The sequence below is a fragment of the Pseudomonas sp. RIT623 genome, assembly GCF_004519305.1.
Taxonomy (GTDB): domain Bacteria; phylum Pseudomonadota; class Gammaproteobacteria; order Pseudomonadales; family Pseudomonadaceae; genus Aquipseudomonas.
The window spans coordinates 118,575-133,930 of sequence record NZ_SOZA01000010.1; the positions used below are offsets into that span (position 1 = coordinate 118,575).

A 15,356-nucleotide genomic window follows, 5' to 3' on the forward strand; every position below is an offset into this window, starting at 1 on the left:
CGGTTATCTCCGGTTCGGGTTGAAGGTGCTCGGCAAGGTGGCCCAGCAACTATCGTAGTCGGCCTGCAGTTGCGGGCTTTCGAGGGCCTGAAGGCTCGGGCGCAGCACTTGGCTGGTCTCGAACATGAAAGCCATGGTGTTGTCGATCTTGTGCGGTGCCAGGTCGGCGGCGATGGCCTTGTCGCAGGTTTCGGCGTCCGGGCCATGGGCGCTCATCACCCCATGCAGCGAGGCGCCACCGGGCAGGAAGCCTTCGGCCTTGGCATCGTAGGCGCCCTGGATCAGGCCCATGAACTCGTTCATCAGGTTGCGGTGGAACCATGGTGGACGGAAGGTGTTCTCGGCCACCATCCAGCGCGGCGGGAAGATCACGAAGTCCATGTTGGCCATGCCATGCACGCTGGTCGGCGAAGTCAGCACGGTGAAGATCGACGGATCGGGGTGGTCGAAGCTGACCGTGCCAATGGTGTTGAAGCGGCGCAGGTCGTATTTGTACGGCACGTTGCTGCCGTGCCAGGCGACCACGTCCAGCGGCGAATGTTGCAGCTCGCAGCCCCAGTGCTCGCCGAGGAACTTCTGCACCAGCTGGACGGGGCCTGTGGCCTCTTCGTAATGCGCCACCGGGGTGAGGAAGTCCCGCGGGTTGGCCAGGCCGTTGCTGCCGATTGGGCCGAGGTCTGGGATACGTAGCGGCGCGCCGTGGTTCTCGGCGATATAGCCGCGGGCCTGGGCGTCGAGCAGTTCGACACGGAATTTCATGCCGCGCGGAATCACCGCGATTTCCAGCGGCTCGACTTCGAGCACACCCAGTTCGGTGGCGATGCGCAGGCGCCCGTGCTCGGGCACCAGCAGCAGTTCACCGTCGGCGTTGAAAAACACCCGCTCCATGGAGCGGTTGGCGCGGTAGATATAGATGCTCACGCCCGCCGGTTTTTCCGACGCCGAGTTGGCCACCATCGGCAGCCAGCCATCGATGAAATCGGTGGGCTCGGCCGGCATCGGCTGGGGACTCCAGCGCAGGCGGTTGGGATTGACCGGGCCCAAGGCACCGGTCAGCGGTTGGCGCGCCAGGCGCTCGAAGCGCGGGTGCAGCGCCGAGGGGCGGATGCGGTACAACCAGGTGCGACGCAGCTCGCTGCGGGTCATGGTGAACGCGGTGCCCGACAGCAGTTCGGCATACAGCCCATAGGGCGCCTGCTGCGGCGAGTTCTGTCCCACCGGCAAGGCGCCCGGCAAGGCTTCGCTGGCGAATTCGTTGCCGAAGCCGCTCAAGTACTGAAGTTCAAGGGATGTAGCGCGGGTCATCGGTGCCTCCGGGCTGCTGGGAGCCGTTGCGGGCAGCTGGCTGCGAGCCCGATCCTGAAACCGGCACCTAGGGCGGCAGCGCGTCTGCATTGTTTTTATCGTAATCAGATTACGAATAACGTAATTTGCTCCTGCACGGGCGTCAAGCTATAAAGGCGCCACCCTGTAAAATCCGCATAGAAGCCCCCCCATGGCCAAAGCCAGCAGCAGCGCCGACAACGGCAAACAAAAGGTCCGTTCGGCGGAAGTCGGCACCGACATCCTCAAGGCCCTGGCCGAGCTCTCCCCGTCCACCTCGCTGTCGCGCCTGGCCGAGCATGTACAGATGCCGGCGAGCAAGGTCCACCGCTACCTGCAGGCACTGATCGCCAGCGGCTTCGCCGAGCAGGACCCGGCCACCAACCACTACGGACTGGGCCGCGAGGCATTGCGGGTAGGCATGGCGGCGCTGGGCAGCATCGATGTGCTCAAGGTCGCGGCATTGCCACTGTCGCAGCTGCGTGACGAGCTCAACGAAAGCTGTTTCATCGCGGTATGGGGTAACCAGGGTGCGACCGTGGTCAGCATCGAACCGGCGGTGCGCGCGGTGACGGTGGTGACCCAGATCGGCTCGGTGCTGCCACTGCTCAGTTCGTCCACCGGGTTGGTGTTCGCCGCGCACCTGCCAGAGCGGGAAACCGTGGAGCTGCGCGATCGGGAACTGGCGGCGCTGAAGCACGGCGCCGATGCCTATACGCCATTGCTTGCGCAGATCCGCCAGCGCGGCCTGCACCATGTGCATGGTTTGCTGATGCCTGGGGTGGATGCGTTGTCCGCGCCCATCTTCAACGCCATGGGCCAGGTCGCCGCGGTGATGACCGTGGTCGGGCCGACGTCGATCTTCCATGCCGACGAGCAAGGGCCGGCAGCGCAACGCCTGCTGGCGGCGACAGGGGCTGTCAGCAGGCGGATGGGGCATGAGGCAGCGTCCTGATCGGTTCAACAGCCCATTACCGCTGCTCGTACCTCACTTCAATGCATGAGGCGCACCTGGTGCTGCCGGTTAACAGACAATTGCGTGAACCACTTCAGCTCTTGCTTGAATTCACCATAAAGCTGCTTGGTCGGGAGGCGTCCGGCATCCAGCAACACATCATGCTTCTCGTACATCGTCTTGAGCGTCTGGTATTGCTGCTTGAGCCATAGACTCAGCGTGGATGAAGGCCCGGGGAACAGGGACGACCAGAGTTTGCTGCCTTGGTCGAATAGCCGGTTACCGTAGACCTTCAGCACGTCGGTGAGCCCTGGCAGGTTGCCGACGCCTTTGAGCAGCGCGAGCAGGGCCACGGTCTTGTCGCCATCGCGTAGCGCCACGAGGCTATTGTAGAACCCGACCCCAGCCTTGATGAAGCCCAACACGACACGCGCGGGCGGGAAAACCAAGGCTACGACATCCGCCACCAGGCCGACCAGCCACAACACTTCCTGGGTAATGCGCCTCGCCGCACTGTAGGCGTCACGTTGCGCCTCAGCCAACAGGCGCTTGATGCGCTGGCGCAAGGCTACCGACAGGTCGCGGATGTTGTACAGCACTTGCAACGACTGGACGATTCTGAAGTCCCCCGTCTCGCCCGAGCCATCGTCGACGTCATCATTGCGCACATCCTCGTTCAATTCGCGGATCAGCAGTTCATCATCAACCGTGACGTGTTCGTAGACCCACTCCTGCATGGCGTCGCCACGCCATTGCTCGACGAAATCACCGACCGTGTACAGGTAGCCGCCTTGCGGCCCATCGCTGAGATAGATCAATGTGCCCTGGGCCTGTGACGATTGCAGCAGGTACCCACCGACCACACCGGCACCATTGATTTTCAGCTCAGCCAGGCGGCAGTCCTCAACGAAGCTGCCCTGGTGAAAACGCATGCAGACCGGTGTCAGCCAGCCGGCATGCGCGCTGCTAAGGCGCCCGCTCTGCAGCGCCAGCAGACTATCCCGTTGAATTTTCATGCCCGTAATATGGCGGTGCAGCGCCAAAGGCCTGGATTGAGCGTCCCCCTCTGGGTCGAGGTAACTGCGGCGAATCATGGCACAGTAGCCCTCACCCAACTTGGCGGCGCGGATGTAGCCATCGATGGCCTGGACATCCAAGTGCGACAAGTCCTGGCCAACGCTGGAAGAGATCCGGGCGAAATCCTTGAAGTTGAAATCTGCCGGGTATCCAGTGGCCACCACGTGGGTCAACGACTGGCGTACGCCATCCTCCAACTCGACCAGCACGGTATCGGCATCGATCCACCCGCCTGGGTTGCCTGGGTAGCGGTTGATGCGCTCGCTGACTTGGTCACGGGCATAGGCCATGAAGGTCTGGACCTCGGCAACCACCTGATAATCGGTCATGAGCACGCGCAGTTCGTGATCGAGATCCACAACGCGTCGTTGCAGGGCCTCGTCCGGCTTGCCGCGCACCGGCGGTCGAACGGGTTCAAGATCGTCGACAATCTTCAGCACCCTCAGGTCCGTCCAATGCTGGAGCAGTTGCTCCCAACCCTCAATGTCTCGCGCATGCACAGTGATCGTCTCGTGGGACCATTCTTGCGGCAGCCTGGCAATCTGCCGCAGATACCGGGTCAACGCCGGGCGCTGGGCGTGCTGGACATGCTCGACAAGGTAGTCGCGCCCATTCGGGGTCGCGGTCAGTGCGCCCAGTGCGAAACTCAATTGCCCGCAAGAGTTGAACGCCTGGACATCGCCCGCCGGCGACCCCGGTGCATACAGCACATGGATATCGTCGTTATACAGATACAGGTGATCGGTCAGCAGCATTTCACCATTGATGGCCAACCATGCCACATTGACCGTGCCCGCATAGGACGGCTGCATAGCCTGCTCGAACAAGGCGATGGCCCGGCGGTCGATGCCCTGGAAGTCCGCGGCCTGCCAGGCAAGTTGCAGCCTTGCCTGCAGCGCCTTGCCCAATAGGTGCTTGATCCAATCGCTTGCATAGGCTTGCTCGACCTGCTCGACGTAACCCTGTTGTAGCTGCAGCTCATCGGCAAGCGTCGAGACGCCACCCTGCCCCAGGGCACCACGCAACTCCTCATGCTGGATCGTCACGCTCAAGCGCTCACCGTGGTAGGCACCACCACAGACCCACTCGAGCAGTGACACCACCTGGAGCGGCGCATCCGGGGTGAAGTCATGGTTGATATGCAATTGCACATCATCGGCTGCCAACGCTGGAAAACCTTGATCGGTCAACCAAAGGCCGATACGACGACCGGCATAGTCATGGAAATCGCCAGTCCCCGATTGCTGGGCCAACTGCGCCTCAGCCTCGCCCACCGCTTGCTCGAGCGACGCGAGCTGCTCGGCCTCGGCGTGCGACAGGTTGCGCAACCAATCCGGCGACAGATCCGTGCGCAACGCGCCCATGACCTCAACCACACTCCCCTGCAATTGCTCGAACCAGGCGTCGAGGGTCACAGCGGCTTCACCTGTTTGCTCGGCCGCCAGGGCCTTGATGACCAACTGGCGTTGCAACCAGCGCATCGCGTCGACCAGGAAGGTCTCGAGGGGCACCGCCAACGGCGTCAACCTCAGCTCGACGGCATCAGCGTGCGCTAACACCTCGCGCGCTTGCTCAGAGAGCGCCTGCTGCCAGCAACCGTCAGTGCGCAGGTAGGCGAGCAGCGAGTAAGCCATGCGTGGAAGCGTATCGAACCAGACCGACGCCCCCACGCCATGGAGAATAAACGGTTCCTCATCATCGAACTGGCTGTGGCGCAGCGCGAGGAAGCCCGGCACAGGTACCTCCTCACCCGCGTCTGTCACCAGAGAAACAGACGCGACCGACGGATCAGCATCCGGCAGCAAGGCCTCTATGTCAGCTCTCGGGGCGCCCCGGCGCAGGGCGCGGGCACGTACCTGCAGCGTCAGCAACGCTCGCAGTTGTTCAGCTACCCCTGCAGACTCCTGCCCCCACCACTGGTCAGCGGCCGACTGCCATTGGTCATCCAGCCAGCGCGCGGGCTCGTCAATAGGCGCATCACGCGGTGGCAGCCCCGGCGCCAGGGCCATTCGCGCCTGTAGCAACAGGGTCAAGACGATAAATGCACTCAGCACCTGTTGATCAGCGACCGGCGAAACGGCAGAAGGGACGGCAAGGGGGAAATGTGAACTCATGACTTCTATCTCAATGCAATGTAAGAAATTGCACAGTGCAGAAATCAGAAAACCCAGAGCGGATGGAAAGGCTCGCGCAGGAACCTACACTCCCCTAGGAAGGAACCACGAACAACGCGTCGGTGAACGCGGAAAACCTTGGGGATTATCACGGTTGATGTAACAGAGAATGTCAAAAGCAGGTATTTTTCCCGCAGAACAATGTGCCTATTCTTACCTCGTTGGTTCGGCACGAAGGGCTCTCCCCCCCGCCTTTCGAGCCACCAAGGTTCACCGACGTTGATTTTGAAGCTCCTTGATCTAACGTCTCGATTGGCCGCTGCGGATGCAGCGGCCTTTTTTATTAGTGCAGGATTCGCAAAATCGGCGCAGGGTTCAGCGCCGTGCATGCATCAACCCAACGGATACTTCTGCAAGTTCGCCATCATCTGCTGCATGGCCTGCAAGCTGTCCTGCGGATGCTGCGCCCCGTCGAAATCGCCGATTCGCGACCAGTTGTCCGCCACCTGCTCGGGGGTGAAGCCTTCGCGCGGGTCGAAGCCCACGCCCTGGCTGCGCTCCCAGCGCACCTTGCCGACCCAGCCACCGCCCACCTCGTACAACTCCCCCGTGTCCTGGCACTGGTCGCTGCCCAGATACACCACCAGCGGGCTGATCAGCTCCGGGCGCAACCGCTCGAACACCTGCGGCGCAATCAAGCCTTCGGTCATGCGCGTGCCACCTGTGGGGGCAATGGCATTGACCAGCACCCCGCACTTGCGCCCCTCGATCGCCAGGGTGCGGGTCAACCCATACAGGCCGAGCTTGGCCATGCCATAGTTGGCCTGGCCGAAGTTGCCGTAGATACCCGAAGTCGACGAGGTGAAGATCACCCGCCCCCAATGTTGTTCGCGCAGGTGCGGCCAGGCGGCATGGGTGACCTTGTAGGCGCCCTCCACATGCACCCGGTAGACCAGCTCCCAGTCGCTGTCGTCCATCTTGTGGAAGGTCTTGTCGCGCAGGATGCCGGCATTGTTCACCAGCACATCGACCCGGCCGAAGCTGTCCAGGGCCTGCTCGACGATACGCGCGCCGTCGGTGACCGAATCGTGGTTGGCCACCGCCGTGCCGCCGGCGGCGCGGATTTCCTCCACCACGCGGTCGGCCGCCGAGGCATTGGCGCCCTCGCCATGGGTGCTGCCGCCCAGGTCGTTGACCACCACCCGCGCCCCATGGGCGGCGAACAGCAGTGCATGGGCCCGGCCCAGGCCACCGCCAGCCCCCGTAACGATCACCACTCGGTCTTGCAGGTTCACCGGCTCGCTCATGCTCAAGGCTCCAGGCACAGAAAGGATGCTGCACAGTCTCCGCCCGCCGCCCGGGCCGGGCAATCAAGCCCACCCTGGCGAATGCCGGGCGATAACGCCCGGCGATGATCACCCGCTCACGACCAGGCGACCTTCAGCGGCACATAACTCATGGGTTGCTCACGAAAGGCCAGGTAGTGCCGCAGCACCTGCACCGGCGCCTCGGTATGCGGGTAATGGCCGATGCCCTGCAGCAGCACGGTATCCGGGGCTGGCACCACCTGGCGGTAGCGCTCGACCATGTGCGCCCCGGACAGCGGGTCGACCGCGCCATTGATGAAACGCAGCGGCACGCCCCCGCCCTGCATCGCCGCCACCCAGCGCTCGCGCTGCGCGCGGCGCTCGGGCAGGAAGGCGATCAGCTTGTGCAGGATGCGCGGGCCACGGTTCGAGGCGATCAGGCTCCAGTAGTCGTCCAGCGCGCTTTCGCTGGGGTGGGTGCAGGGGCCATAGACCTGGGTGACGTTGCGCACCAGGTCGTCGCGGCCGAACGAGCGCCCCACCAGCCAGCCGACGCGGCTGAGCAGCAGTTTCTGGATCAGCAGCACCCGGCAGCTTTCGGGGAACAGCCCGCTGTTGAGGAACACGCAACTGGCCACGGCCAGGCGTTGTTCATAGTGGCGCGCCAGCAGTTCCTGGGCGACGCTGCCGCCATAATCATGGGCCAGCACATGCACCGGCTGGTCGATGCGCAGGTGCGCCAGCAACGCCTGCTGCAGGTCGGCCTGCTCCAGCAGGCTGTAGTCGTGGTCGGCCGGTTTCGCCGAATCGCCGAAACCGAGCATGTCGCAGGCGATCACGCGAAACCGCTGGGTGAGCGGCCCCCACAGATAGTGCCAATCCCAACTGGCGGTGGGGAAACCATGCAGTAATAGCAGGGGCTCTCCCTGCCCTGCCGTCCAGTAACGGATGCTCTGGCCGCGGAAGGTGAAACCTTGGCTGCGGGTGCGCCAGACGCACAATGGAATCTCGGCCAGTGGCATCACGGTCGTCCCGCGCAGTGGTGTTCGATACAGGGCAAGGTTGCGTTCATGGTTGGCACCTCGGCACATGCATGTGCTCTTCATGTCGAGGCTGAGTCTAGAAGCCAATACGAAGGTGATAGGTCGCCTTGGCAGCCAGCCTGATGACCGAGCGAGTCAGTGGCACGAACGGTCAGAGCAGCATCACCAGCAGGGGCGCGGCGAACAAGTTGAGCAACCCGGTCAGGACCATCACCAGCCCGGCCACCGAGCCCTCCTCACGGCCGACCTCCCGCGCCCGACTGACGCCCGCGCCGTGGGCGCCCACACCAAACAGCGCACCCCGCGCCAGCGGCGTGCGCAGCGGCAGCCAGCGCAGCAGGATGCCGCCGAACATCGCCCCGAGCACACCGGTGAACATCACGAACACGGCGGTCAGTTCCGGCACGCCGCCCAGGTCCTGCGCCACCGGCATGGCGAACGGCGTGGTGATCGAGCGCGGCACCAGCGACAGGCTGACCGCCTCGTCCAGCGCCAGCAGGTGGGCCAGGGCCCAGGAACTGCCGATCGACACCACGCTGCCAGCCAGCATGCCCACCAGCAGCGCCGGCCAATGCCGCGCCAGCAATGCCCGCTGCTGCCAGATCGGCACGGCGAAGGCTACTGTCACCGGGCCCAGTACGCCCATCAGCCAGTGAGTGTTGCGGGCGTATTCGGCGTAGGCGGTATGCAGCGGCACCGCCACCGCCAACAGCAGCGCCGGTACCAGGATCAACGGCGACAGCAGGTAGCGCCCGCTGCGCCGGTAAAGCCAGCGGCTGCCAAGATAAGCGGCCAGGGTCAGCGCCAGCCAGAACAACGGCATCGGTTCAAGGCTCATGACGCAAGCTCCAGCGGCACACCAGCTCGACGGTCACAGCGGTGACCACCATCACCAGCAAGGTGCTCACGGCGATCACCAGCAGGATGCGCCAGCCTTCGCTACGCAACAGGCTGCCATAATCGAGCAGGCTCATCAGCGCGGGGATGAAGAACAGCAGCATCTCGGCCATCAGCCAACCGGCACCGAGTTGCAGCATGGCCGGCTTGAGCACGCCGCTGGCGAACAGCAGCAGCAACAGCGCCAGGCCCATCACGCCACCGGGGATTGGCCAGCCAAGCCAGGCGGCGAGTTGGCCGCCGATCAGGAACAGCGCCAACAGCGCCACCAGCTCAGCGAGCAGGCGCAGGGTTTTCTTCAGTAATGCAGGATTCATGGGCGGGGGTTCCTCGACAACGTGCCCATTGTAAAAGTCGACCTCCCAGGCCAGAAGCGAATTGTTAGACTGGAAGCCATTCCAAAACGGAATCCAGCCCATGGAATTCAAACAACTGCGCAGCTTCATCGAGGTCGTTCATCGCGGCGGCTTCACCCAGGCGGCGGGCGCCCTGCATATCAGCCAGTCGGCAGTGAGCAAGCAGGTGGCCCAGCTGGAACAGGACATCGGCTACCCCTTGCTGGAGCGCCAGGGCTCGCAACTGCACCTGACCGCCGCCGGGCGGATCGTCGTGGAGCGCGGCGAAGCCTTGCTGCGCCAGCGCCAGGAACTGCTCAACGAGCTGGATGACCTTAGCCACCTAGCCCGTGGCGAACTGCGCCTGGGCCTGCCGCTGCTGGGCAGTGACGCCCTGTTCGCCGGTTTGTTCGCCGAGTATCGGCGCCGCTACCCGAACATCTCGATCCAGTTGCTCGAAGGTGGCAGCCGGATGGTCGAGCAGGCGGTGAAAAGCGGCGAGCTTGAGCTCGGTGGCAGCCTGACCCCGAGCGACCCAGCGTTCGACTACCAGCCATTTTGCAACGAGCCACTGGAGGTTTTGCTGCCGGCGGCGCATGCCCTGGCCGGCCAAGCAGAGGTGGCGCTGGCGCAACTGGCCGACACGCCGTTTTTGCTCTATCAGCGTAGCTTCGTGCTCAATGACCGCTTGCTCAGCGCCTGCCAACAGGTGGGGTTCACGCCCAAGGAAGGCGGGCGCAGTGGCCAGGCGGACTTTCTCGCAGCGCTAGTGGCGGCCGGGCAAGGCGTGGTGCTGCTGCCGGCCATCGTCGCCCGCGCGCTGGAGCGCCCCGGGGTGGTGCGCCTGCCGCTGCGGGCGCCGGATTACCTGCGCTGGGACATCGCCTTCATCTGGCGGCGCGGGGCCTACCTGTCACGGGCGGCGCAGGCGTGGCTGGCGCTCTTGGCTGAAACACGCCCATCCCTGTAGGAGCCGGCTTGCCGGCGAACCTGGCAACGCGATGGGCGCGGGTACCGACCTCAGCCCTTGAGCGTCGCCACCAATTCGCCCAGCCACGGCTCGGCATCGGTCTCCGGGGTCACGGTCTCGCTGGCGTCCAGGCGCAGCATCGGCAGCACCTCGCGCACCCCCAGCTCGGCAAACAGTTCGCGCATCTGCTCGCCGCCGCCGCAGTAGGTGTCGCCATAGCTGGAATCGCCCAAGCCGATCACCGCCCCCGGCAACCCGCGCCAAGCGGCCGGCAGCACGTCGCGAATGGTGCTGTACAGCGGCATCAGGCTGTCGGGCAATTCACCCATGCCCGTGGTCGAGGTCACCGCCAACAAGGCGTCCGGGGCAAAACCCTCGATATCCTGCAGGGTGGCGCGGGCGGCGTGCCAGGCCTCGAGGCCCGCGGCCTTGAGCAAGGATTCGGCATGGCGAGCGACTTCTTCGGCGGTGCCATACACCGAACCGGAAATAATGGCGACTTTCATCGAGCGGGATTCCGAAACTGAGTGAAAACGTAGGATACTAGCACTCGACAGTGGCAAAAGGCCGCCTACGGCCAAAGTCACAGGCATTCGTCCGGATGCATTGCCCGCCGACGAATGGCCGGAACGAAGCGTATTGGCCAGTGTCCACCGCCGTGAAGAAATCGCCCTTATCGATCGCCCCTTCGAGTTCGACCATGCAAGCAGACGCCCTCCTCTCCCAGGACGAGCTGGATTTCATCCAGGACATGCAGCATTCGCCCCAGCTGAACCTGGCCGACCCGATGTCGAGCCTGCTGGTCAACGGCGACCGTCGTCTCAAGGACTTGCTCACCCGCCTGGTGGCCAACGAGCAGGTGACGCTGCAGGCCAGCTTCAACAACCAGCAACTGAGCTTCCCCCTGCAACTGGTCGAGGACGAATTCCACGCCTTGCACCTGCAACTGGGCTCGCCAGACATCTACGAAGACGGCCCGATGCTGCGGCCCTGGCGCCTGTCGCTGGAGCAGCCGGCGGCGCTGCTGGACGACCACGGCCAGGCCAGCGACCTGTGGGTACGCGACATTTCCTTCAAGGGCGTGCTGCTGGAAGTGCGCGGCGGCGCCAAGCCGCCTGCGCAATTCGACCTGCGCTTCGCCGCCGAGGACATCCCGCCCATCGGCCTGCACGGCACCTTGCGCCGACGCATCGGCCCGCGGCTAGCCGCCTACGACCTGACCCAGACCCCGGCCGAAGAGGTCGAGCGCCTGCGCGAGTACATTCTCCAAGCCCACCGCCAAGCCCACCCCGAGCTGCACGCCCAGGCCCCCAGCGTACTCTGACGACCACCTGGCAGTTGAAACTGACCGGTCATGATCGATCGGCGATAATCCGCGCCCGATTCTTGCATGCATGCCTGCGCCGCCCACCACCCCGGGCCGCACGCCAAGGGGCCGGCTACCCGCCAGCCCCGTCGCCAGGAGATACACGATGTCTACCCCCGTCACCCTGATGGTGTCGCGCCGCGCCGCCCATGGCCGCTACCAGGACCTGCTGGCCTGGCTGCACGAAGGCGAGCAACTGGCCACCGACTTCCCCGGCTATCTCGGCTCGGGCATCCTCGCGCCACCGGCCGAGGGCGATGAGTTCCAGATCATCTTCCGCTTCACCAACGAACAGACCCTGCACGCCTGGGAGCACTCCGCCTCCCGTCGCGCCTGGCTGCAACGCGGCGACGGCCTGTTCGAGCGCCCCAAAGAGAGGCGCGTCAGCGGTATCGACGACTGGTTTGGCACCAATCCGGTGCAAAAACCGCCACGCTGGAAGCAGGCCACGGCCATCTGGCTGGCGTTCTTCCCGGTGTCCTTGCTGTTCAACTTGTTGTTCGGCCACTGGCTGGCGCCGCTCGACCTGGTGCCCCGTGTGCTGCTCAGCACCCTGGCCCTGACACCGCTGATGGTCTACCTGTTCATCCCGCTGTCCACCCGCCTGCTGGCCCCTTGGCTGAACGCCGCGCCGCGCACCGTCGACGAGCGCCCGCAGGGCCTGCGCAGCCGCTGAGGCCAAGGCTCGCAAGGCGGTTGAGTTCGGGTATGCTGGGGCATCACGCACGCACAGACGAACAGACCGCCCGAACATGAACAGCCCAATCCTCATCACCGGCGCCAGCCAGCGCGTCGGCCTGGCCCTGGCCCTGGAGCTGGCCCAGGCCGGCCATACGGTGGTCAATGCCAGCCGGACCCAGCTGGCGCAGGTGGCCCACCCGAACATCCGCCAGTTCCAGGCCGACCTCACCCGCGCCGAAGACCGCCAGGCCCTGATCGACCACCTGCAACGTGAATACGACGGCCTGCGCGCGATCATTCACAACGCCTCGTTGTGGCTCGACGACGGCCTGGACAACCTCGAGACCATGTTCCGCCTGCACGTCGAGGCGCCCTACCACCTCAACCTGGCCCTGGGCGAGCTGTTGAACAAGGTCGACAAGGCCGACATCATCCACATCTGCGACGAAACCTCGTCCCGTGGCAGCAAGAGCCATATCGGCTACGCCGCGACCAAGGCCGCGCTGCAGAACATGGTGCTGTCGTTCGCCGAAAAGTACGCGCCCAGGGTGCGCGTCAACGGTATCCTGCCCGGCCTGCTGATCCTCAAGGAAGGCGGCGACGAACAGTACCGCCAGCAGACGCTGAAAAAAGCCCTGCTCGAATTCGAACCCGGCGCCCGCCCGCTGATCGATGCCGTGCTGTTCCTGCTCGAAAGCCAGTACAGCACCGGCAGCCAGCTGGTCATCAACGGTGGCCGCCATCTGAAGAACCGCATGACCTGAGAGGCCTGCCCATGACCCCGCAACAACAGCTCGAACTCGAAGCCGCCGCGTTCCGGCGCCTGGTCGACCACCTGCAAAAGCGCACCGACGTGCAGAACATCGACCTGATGAACCTCTCCGGCTTCTGCCGCAACTGCCTGTCCAAGTGGCTCAAGGCCGCCGCCGACGATCGCCAGATCGAGCTGAGCCTGGACGATGCCCGTGAGCAGGTGTACGGCATGCCCTATGCCGAGTGGAAAGCCCAGCACCAGAAAGAAGCCAGCGCCGAACAACAGGCGGCGTTCGAACAAGGAAAACCCCGTGACTGACCTGACCACCCTGCGCAATGGCCTCGCCAGCGGCGAACACGTTTTTGCCGATACCCTGGCCTTTATCGCCGCGAACTACAGCTACCAGCCCCAGGCCTTCGACAATGGCGACGTGCACAACGCCGCCGGGCAGAACGAAGGCTCATGCAAGACCCTGGGCCTGGCGCTGCTCGAAGGGTTGAGCGACCAGGAGGCGCTGCTGGCCTTCGGCGAGCACTACCGTAGCGTGCTAGCAACGCCCGAGGGCAGCGACCATGGCAATATCCGGGCGCTGATCAAGCATGGGCTGGCCGGGGTGAAGTTCACCGCCCAGCCACTTGCGCGCCTGGGCTGATAGCAGGTGGGGCCGCTGTGCGGCCCCAACCGGACATCAACTGATGAGCTGGCCGGGTGTTTCAGCCGCAAGACGCCCCCTCTGCAACCAGTCCAGCGCAATCGGCCACAGACTTTCACGAAACCGATCGTGAAAGAACGCGAAATGCCCGATCTCCCCCACCGAGATATCCACAGGCGCCACCCGCAGATGCCGCCGCTCGCCCGCTTGCAGATACCCCAACAAACGCTCAGTTGCCGCCACCGTGCCAAACGGATCGTCAGTCAGGCTAATGGCCAGGGTCGCCGCCTGCACCTGGGCAAATGGCGCCGCCGACAGTAGACGCCCACTGGGCCGCTGCTCGTAGCGCGGGGTGGGCGCGCTCCAGTCACTCACCACGCCCGCCGGGGTGTCCTCCAGCCAGCCCAGGCGCTTGCCGGGGAAATAGCCAAACAGCCGGGTCAGCAGCGGCATCAGCACATGCCATTTGCCGACCAGCCGCCAGCGCTGTTCCCGCGCATAGTCGCGCCAATAGGCGAACTGGGCGCCCACCAGCACCGCGTGGCGCACCTGCGCCGCTGAAGGCGCCAGGCCCAGTGCCCAGCCACCGAAGCTGTGGCCGACCACATGCACGGGCTGGCCGGGGTGTTCGACGACGGCCAGTTGCAGCATCGCTTCGAAATCCAGGCGGCCCCAGTCGCTCCACGATGCCTTGAACCCGCGCAACGAGAGCGGGCGCGATTCGCCGATGCCACGGTAGTCGTAGGTAAGCACATCGAAGCCCTGGGCGAACAGGTAGTCGGCAAACCGTGAGTAATAACGGCAGCGCACCGAGGTGGCGGCGTTGATGATCACCAGCTGACGCTGGGGATCAGGCTGGGCGTGGCGCCAACGGAAACCGCCGAGGCCGTAGCCGTCGGCGGCAACATGACGAAAGGCACAGGCGGGTTGGGTGAGGCTGCTCATGGCGCGCTCCCTGCGGCGTCGCGCCAGGCTGGCGGACGGGCTGTTGTCGTGCGCCAACGCTAGCAAAAAAAACCTTGCCTGTAATCGCGGGGCAGGCTCAGGTGGTCGGCAAGGCCCGCGCCACGCCTGGCTTGCGCAGCATCGCCAAGCGCGAGCCATCGTAGCGGGTCTCGCGGAACAGCTTCCAGCGCCCGAACAGCCCATACACGTGCATCACCCGCCCCTGCTCGTGGTAGCCCATGCGCAGGTGCAGCTTCATCGCCGGCACGTTATGCGTCTCCACCACGTCCACCACCTTGTGGCAGCCTTTTTCGCGCATGGCGGTCCACAGCTCGACCTGGGCGGTCACCGACAATTCGCTGCCAAAGTAGCGCCGGGTCATCTCGCCGCCGAACTCGAAGAACTCGCCCGGCTTCACCGCGAAGGTGCAACCGTAGTAGTGCTTGTCGTGGTAATCCACCACGCTGGCCCAGATGAATGCCACCGCATCGCCGTGCTCGTCCAGGTACATGTGTCCGGTGTGGCCCTCGGCGGCCAGCTCACGCATGGTTTCGACGCGGTCGCCGAAATGCCTGGCAAAGGCATCGGCATTGGCCGTGGTGATTTGCACCAGGCTGACCGGCGGATGTTCCTTGAGGGTGTAGGGCGGTACCGGGCTGACCAGGTCGCGTTCCATCCACAGCAGCTCCCAGTGGAAGAACACTAAACGTTCGAACAAGGTCTTGCAGGTACGCTTGAAGCCCTTCTGGCGGATTCGTTCTTGTAGTTTTTGCACAACGCCCATGCTGCCTCCCCGGCCCCGGCGGAATTGCCAGGCCAATAGCTGGGGTATAGATCAGGCGCGGTCAGCCCATGGCAAAGGGCCATTGAGGTATTTGTTTCAGAATATTAACAAGTCGTCGGCGGGAACCGCGCAGCCGTCATGAACGGCTGCGCG

The 15,356-nt window shown here is 64.5% G+C and carries 16 protein-coding genes; 7 read left to right on the plus strand and 9 right to left on the minus strand.

The window, feature by feature from the left end:
- Positions 1 to 3: 3 nt before the first annotated feature.
- Entirely contained in the window at positions 4 to 1,305 is a 1,302-nt protein-coding gene (hmgA, locus tag E3U47_RS09970; RefSeq protein ID WP_134691213.1) for a homogentisate 1,2-dioxygenase, read from the minus strand.
- A 190-nt stretch (positions 1,306 to 1,495) separates the two neighbouring features.
- Here hmgA and E3U47_RS09975 point away from each other — a divergent pair, with 190 nt between their 5' ends.
- On the plus strand, positions 1,496 to 2,278 hold the full coding sequence (locus E3U47_RS09975) for an IclR family transcriptional regulator (protein WP_134691215.1): 783 nt from the start codon (positions 1,496 to 1,498) through the stop codon (positions 2,276 to 2,278).
- Between the two features lie 38 nt (positions 2,279 to 2,316).
- Here E3U47_RS09975 and E3U47_RS09980 read toward each other — a convergent pair whose 3' ends face one another.
- The 5 genes from E3U47_RS09980 to E3U47_RS10000 form a co-directional block, all read right to left on the minus strand.
- The gene (locus E3U47_RS09980; RefSeq protein WP_134691217.1) at positions 2,317 to 5,469 is read right to left on the minus strand and encodes a DUF6543 domain-containing protein; all 3,153 of its coding nucleotides are present in this window, start codon (positions 5,467 to 5,469) and stop codon (positions 2,317 to 2,319) included.
- Positions 5,470 to 5,861: 392 nt separating this feature from the next.
- On the minus strand, positions 5,862 to 6,776 hold the full coding sequence (locus E3U47_RS09985) for an SDR family oxidoreductase (protein ID WP_134691219.1): 915 nt from the start codon (positions 6,774 to 6,776) through the stop codon (positions 5,862 to 5,864).
- Positions 6,777 to 6,892: 116 nt separating this feature from the next.
- Positions 6,893 to 7,798 carry an alpha/beta fold hydrolase gene (locus tag E3U47_RS09990; protein ID WP_134691273.1) on the minus strand — a complete coding sequence of 302 codons (906 nt, stop codon included), beginning with the start codon at positions 7,796 to 7,798 and terminating at the stop codon, positions 6,893 to 6,895.
- Between the two features lie 172 nt (positions 7,799 to 7,970).
- Positions 7,971 to 8,657: an LrgB family protein gene (locus E3U47_RS09995; protein ID WP_134691221.1), complete on the minus strand. Its 687-nt coding sequence runs from the start codon at positions 8,655 to 8,657 to the stop codon at positions 7,971 to 7,973.
- On the minus strand, positions 8,647 to 9,033 hold the full coding sequence (locus E3U47_RS10000) for a CidA/LrgA family protein (RefSeq protein ID WP_134691223.1): 387 nt from the start codon (positions 9,031 to 9,033) through the stop codon (positions 8,647 to 8,649). The genes E3U47_RS09995 and E3U47_RS10000 overlap by 11 nt, the downstream gene beginning before the upstream one ends.
- Positions 9,034 to 9,133: 100 nt before the next feature.
- On the opposite strand from E3U47_RS10000, the gene E3U47_RS10005 reads away from it, so the two are divergent.
- Positions 9,134 to 10,021, plus strand: a complete 888-nt coding sequence (locus E3U47_RS10005; protein WP_134691225.1) for a LysR family transcriptional regulator — start codon at positions 9,134 to 9,136, stop codon at positions 10,019 to 10,021.
- Positions 10,022 to 10,071: 50 nt separating this feature from the next.
- On the opposite strand, the gene E3U47_RS10010 is transcribed toward E3U47_RS10005, so the two are convergent.
- Positions 10,072 to 10,527, minus strand: a complete 456-nt coding sequence (locus E3U47_RS10010) for a flavodoxin (RefSeq protein WP_134691227.1) — start codon at positions 10,525 to 10,527, stop codon at positions 10,072 to 10,074.
- Between the two features lie 194 nt (positions 10,528 to 10,721).
- Between E3U47_RS10010 and E3U47_RS10015 the strand changes: the two genes are divergently transcribed.
- The 5 genes from E3U47_RS10015 (at position 10,722) to E3U47_RS10035 (ending at position 13,474) form a co-directional block, all read left to right on the plus strand.
- Complete coding sequence (locus E3U47_RS10015; protein ID WP_134691229.1) at positions 10,722 to 11,345, plus strand: hypothetical protein; 624 nt, start codon at positions 10,722 to 10,724, stop codon at positions 11,343 to 11,345.
- Between the two features lie 148 nt (positions 11,346 to 11,493).
- Entirely contained in the window at positions 11,494 to 12,063 is a 570-nt protein-coding gene (locus E3U47_RS10020; protein ID WP_134691231.1) for an antibiotic biosynthesis monooxygenase, read from the plus strand.
- Positions 12,064 to 12,139: 76 nt separating this feature from the next.
- Entirely contained in the window at positions 12,140 to 12,832 is a 693-nt protein-coding gene (gene folM, locus E3U47_RS10025; protein ID WP_134691233.1) for a dihydromonapterin reductase, read from the plus strand.
- A gap of 11 nt (positions 12,833 to 12,843) precedes the next feature.
- Complete coding sequence (locus E3U47_RS10030) at positions 12,844 to 13,140, plus strand: DUF1244 domain-containing protein (RefSeq protein ID WP_050706872.1); 297 nt, start codon at positions 12,844 to 12,846, stop codon at positions 13,138 to 13,140.
- On the plus strand, positions 13,133 to 13,474 hold the full coding sequence (locus tag E3U47_RS10035; RefSeq protein ID WP_134691235.1) for a HopJ type III effector protein: 342 nt from the start codon (positions 13,133 to 13,135) through the stop codon (positions 13,472 to 13,474). The genes E3U47_RS10030 and E3U47_RS10035 overlap by 8 nt, the downstream gene beginning before the upstream one ends.
- Positions 13,475 to 13,510: 36 nt before the next feature.
- On the opposite strand, the gene E3U47_RS10040 is transcribed toward E3U47_RS10035, so the two are convergent.
- Together E3U47_RS10040 and E3U47_RS10045 are read right to left on the minus strand one after the other, a co-directional pair.
- On the minus strand, positions 13,511 to 14,419 hold the full coding sequence (locus E3U47_RS10040; RefSeq protein ID WP_134691237.1) for an alpha/beta fold hydrolase: 909 nt from the start codon (positions 14,417 to 14,419) through the stop codon (positions 13,511 to 13,513).
- A 97-nt stretch (positions 14,420 to 14,516) separates the two neighbouring features.
- Positions 14,517 to 15,203 carry a GNAT family N-acetyltransferase gene (locus E3U47_RS10045; RefSeq protein WP_134691239.1) on the minus strand — a complete coding sequence of 229 codons (687 nt, stop codon included), beginning with the start codon at positions 15,201 to 15,203 and terminating at the stop codon, positions 14,517 to 14,519.
- Between the last annotated feature and the right edge of the window lie 153 nt (positions 15,204 to 15,356).

Coding starts and splice junctions, on each gene's coding strand:
- E3U47_RS10015 (WP_134691229.1), top strand. CDS start 10,722: ATGCAAGCAGACGCCCTCCTCTCCCAGGACGAGCTGGATTTCATCCAG.
- E3U47_RS10045 (WP_134691239.1), bottom strand. CDS start 15,203: ATGGGCGTTGTGCAAAAACTACAAGAACGAATCCGCCAGAAGGGCTTC.
- E3U47_RS09980 (WP_134691217.1), bottom strand. CDS start 5,469: ATGAGTTCACATTTCCCCCTTGCCGTCCCTTCTGCCGTTTCGCCGGTC.
- E3U47_RS10020 (WP_134691231.1), top strand. CDS start 11,494: ATGTCTACCCCCGTCACCCTGATGGTGTCGCGCCGCGCCGCCCATGGC.
- E3U47_RS10040 (WP_134691237.1), bottom strand. CDS start 14,419: ATGAGCAGCCTCACCCAACCCGCCTGTGCCTTTCGTCATGTTGCCGCC.
- folM (WP_134691233.1), top strand. CDS start 12,140: ATGAACAGCCCAATCCTCATCACCGGCGCCAGCCAGCGCGTCGGCCTG.
- E3U47_RS09995 (WP_134691221.1), bottom strand. CDS start 8,657: ATGAGCCTTGAACCGATGCCGTTGTTCTGGCTGGCGCTGACCCTGGCC.
- E3U47_RS10000 (WP_134691223.1), bottom strand. CDS start 9,033: ATGAATCCTGCATTACTGAAGAAAACCCTGCGCCTGCTCGCTGAGCTG.
- E3U47_RS10010 (WP_134691227.1), bottom strand. CDS start 10,527: ATGAAAGTCGCCATTATTTCCGGTTCGGTGTATGGCACCGCCGAAGAA.
- E3U47_RS10030 (WP_050706872.1), top strand. CDS start 12,844: ATGACCCCGCAACAACAGCTCGAACTCGAAGCCGCCGCGTTCCGGCGC.
- E3U47_RS09990 (WP_134691273.1), bottom strand. CDS start 7,798: ATGCCACTGGCCGAGATTCCATTGTGCGTCTGGCGCACCCGCAGCCAA.
- E3U47_RS09985 (WP_134691219.1), bottom strand. CDS start 6,776: ATGAGCGAGCCGGTGAACCTGCAAGACCGAGTGGTGATCGTTACGGGG.
- E3U47_RS10005 (WP_134691225.1), top strand. CDS start 9,134: ATGGAATTCAAACAACTGCGCAGCTTCATCGAGGTCGTTCATCGCGGC.
- E3U47_RS09975 (WP_134691215.1), top strand. CDS start 1,496: ATGGCCAAAGCCAGCAGCAGCGCCGACAACGGCAAACAAAAGGTCCGT.
- hmgA (WP_134691213.1), bottom strand. CDS start 1,305: ATGACCCGCGCTACATCCCTTGAACTTCAGTACTTGAGCGGCTTCGGC.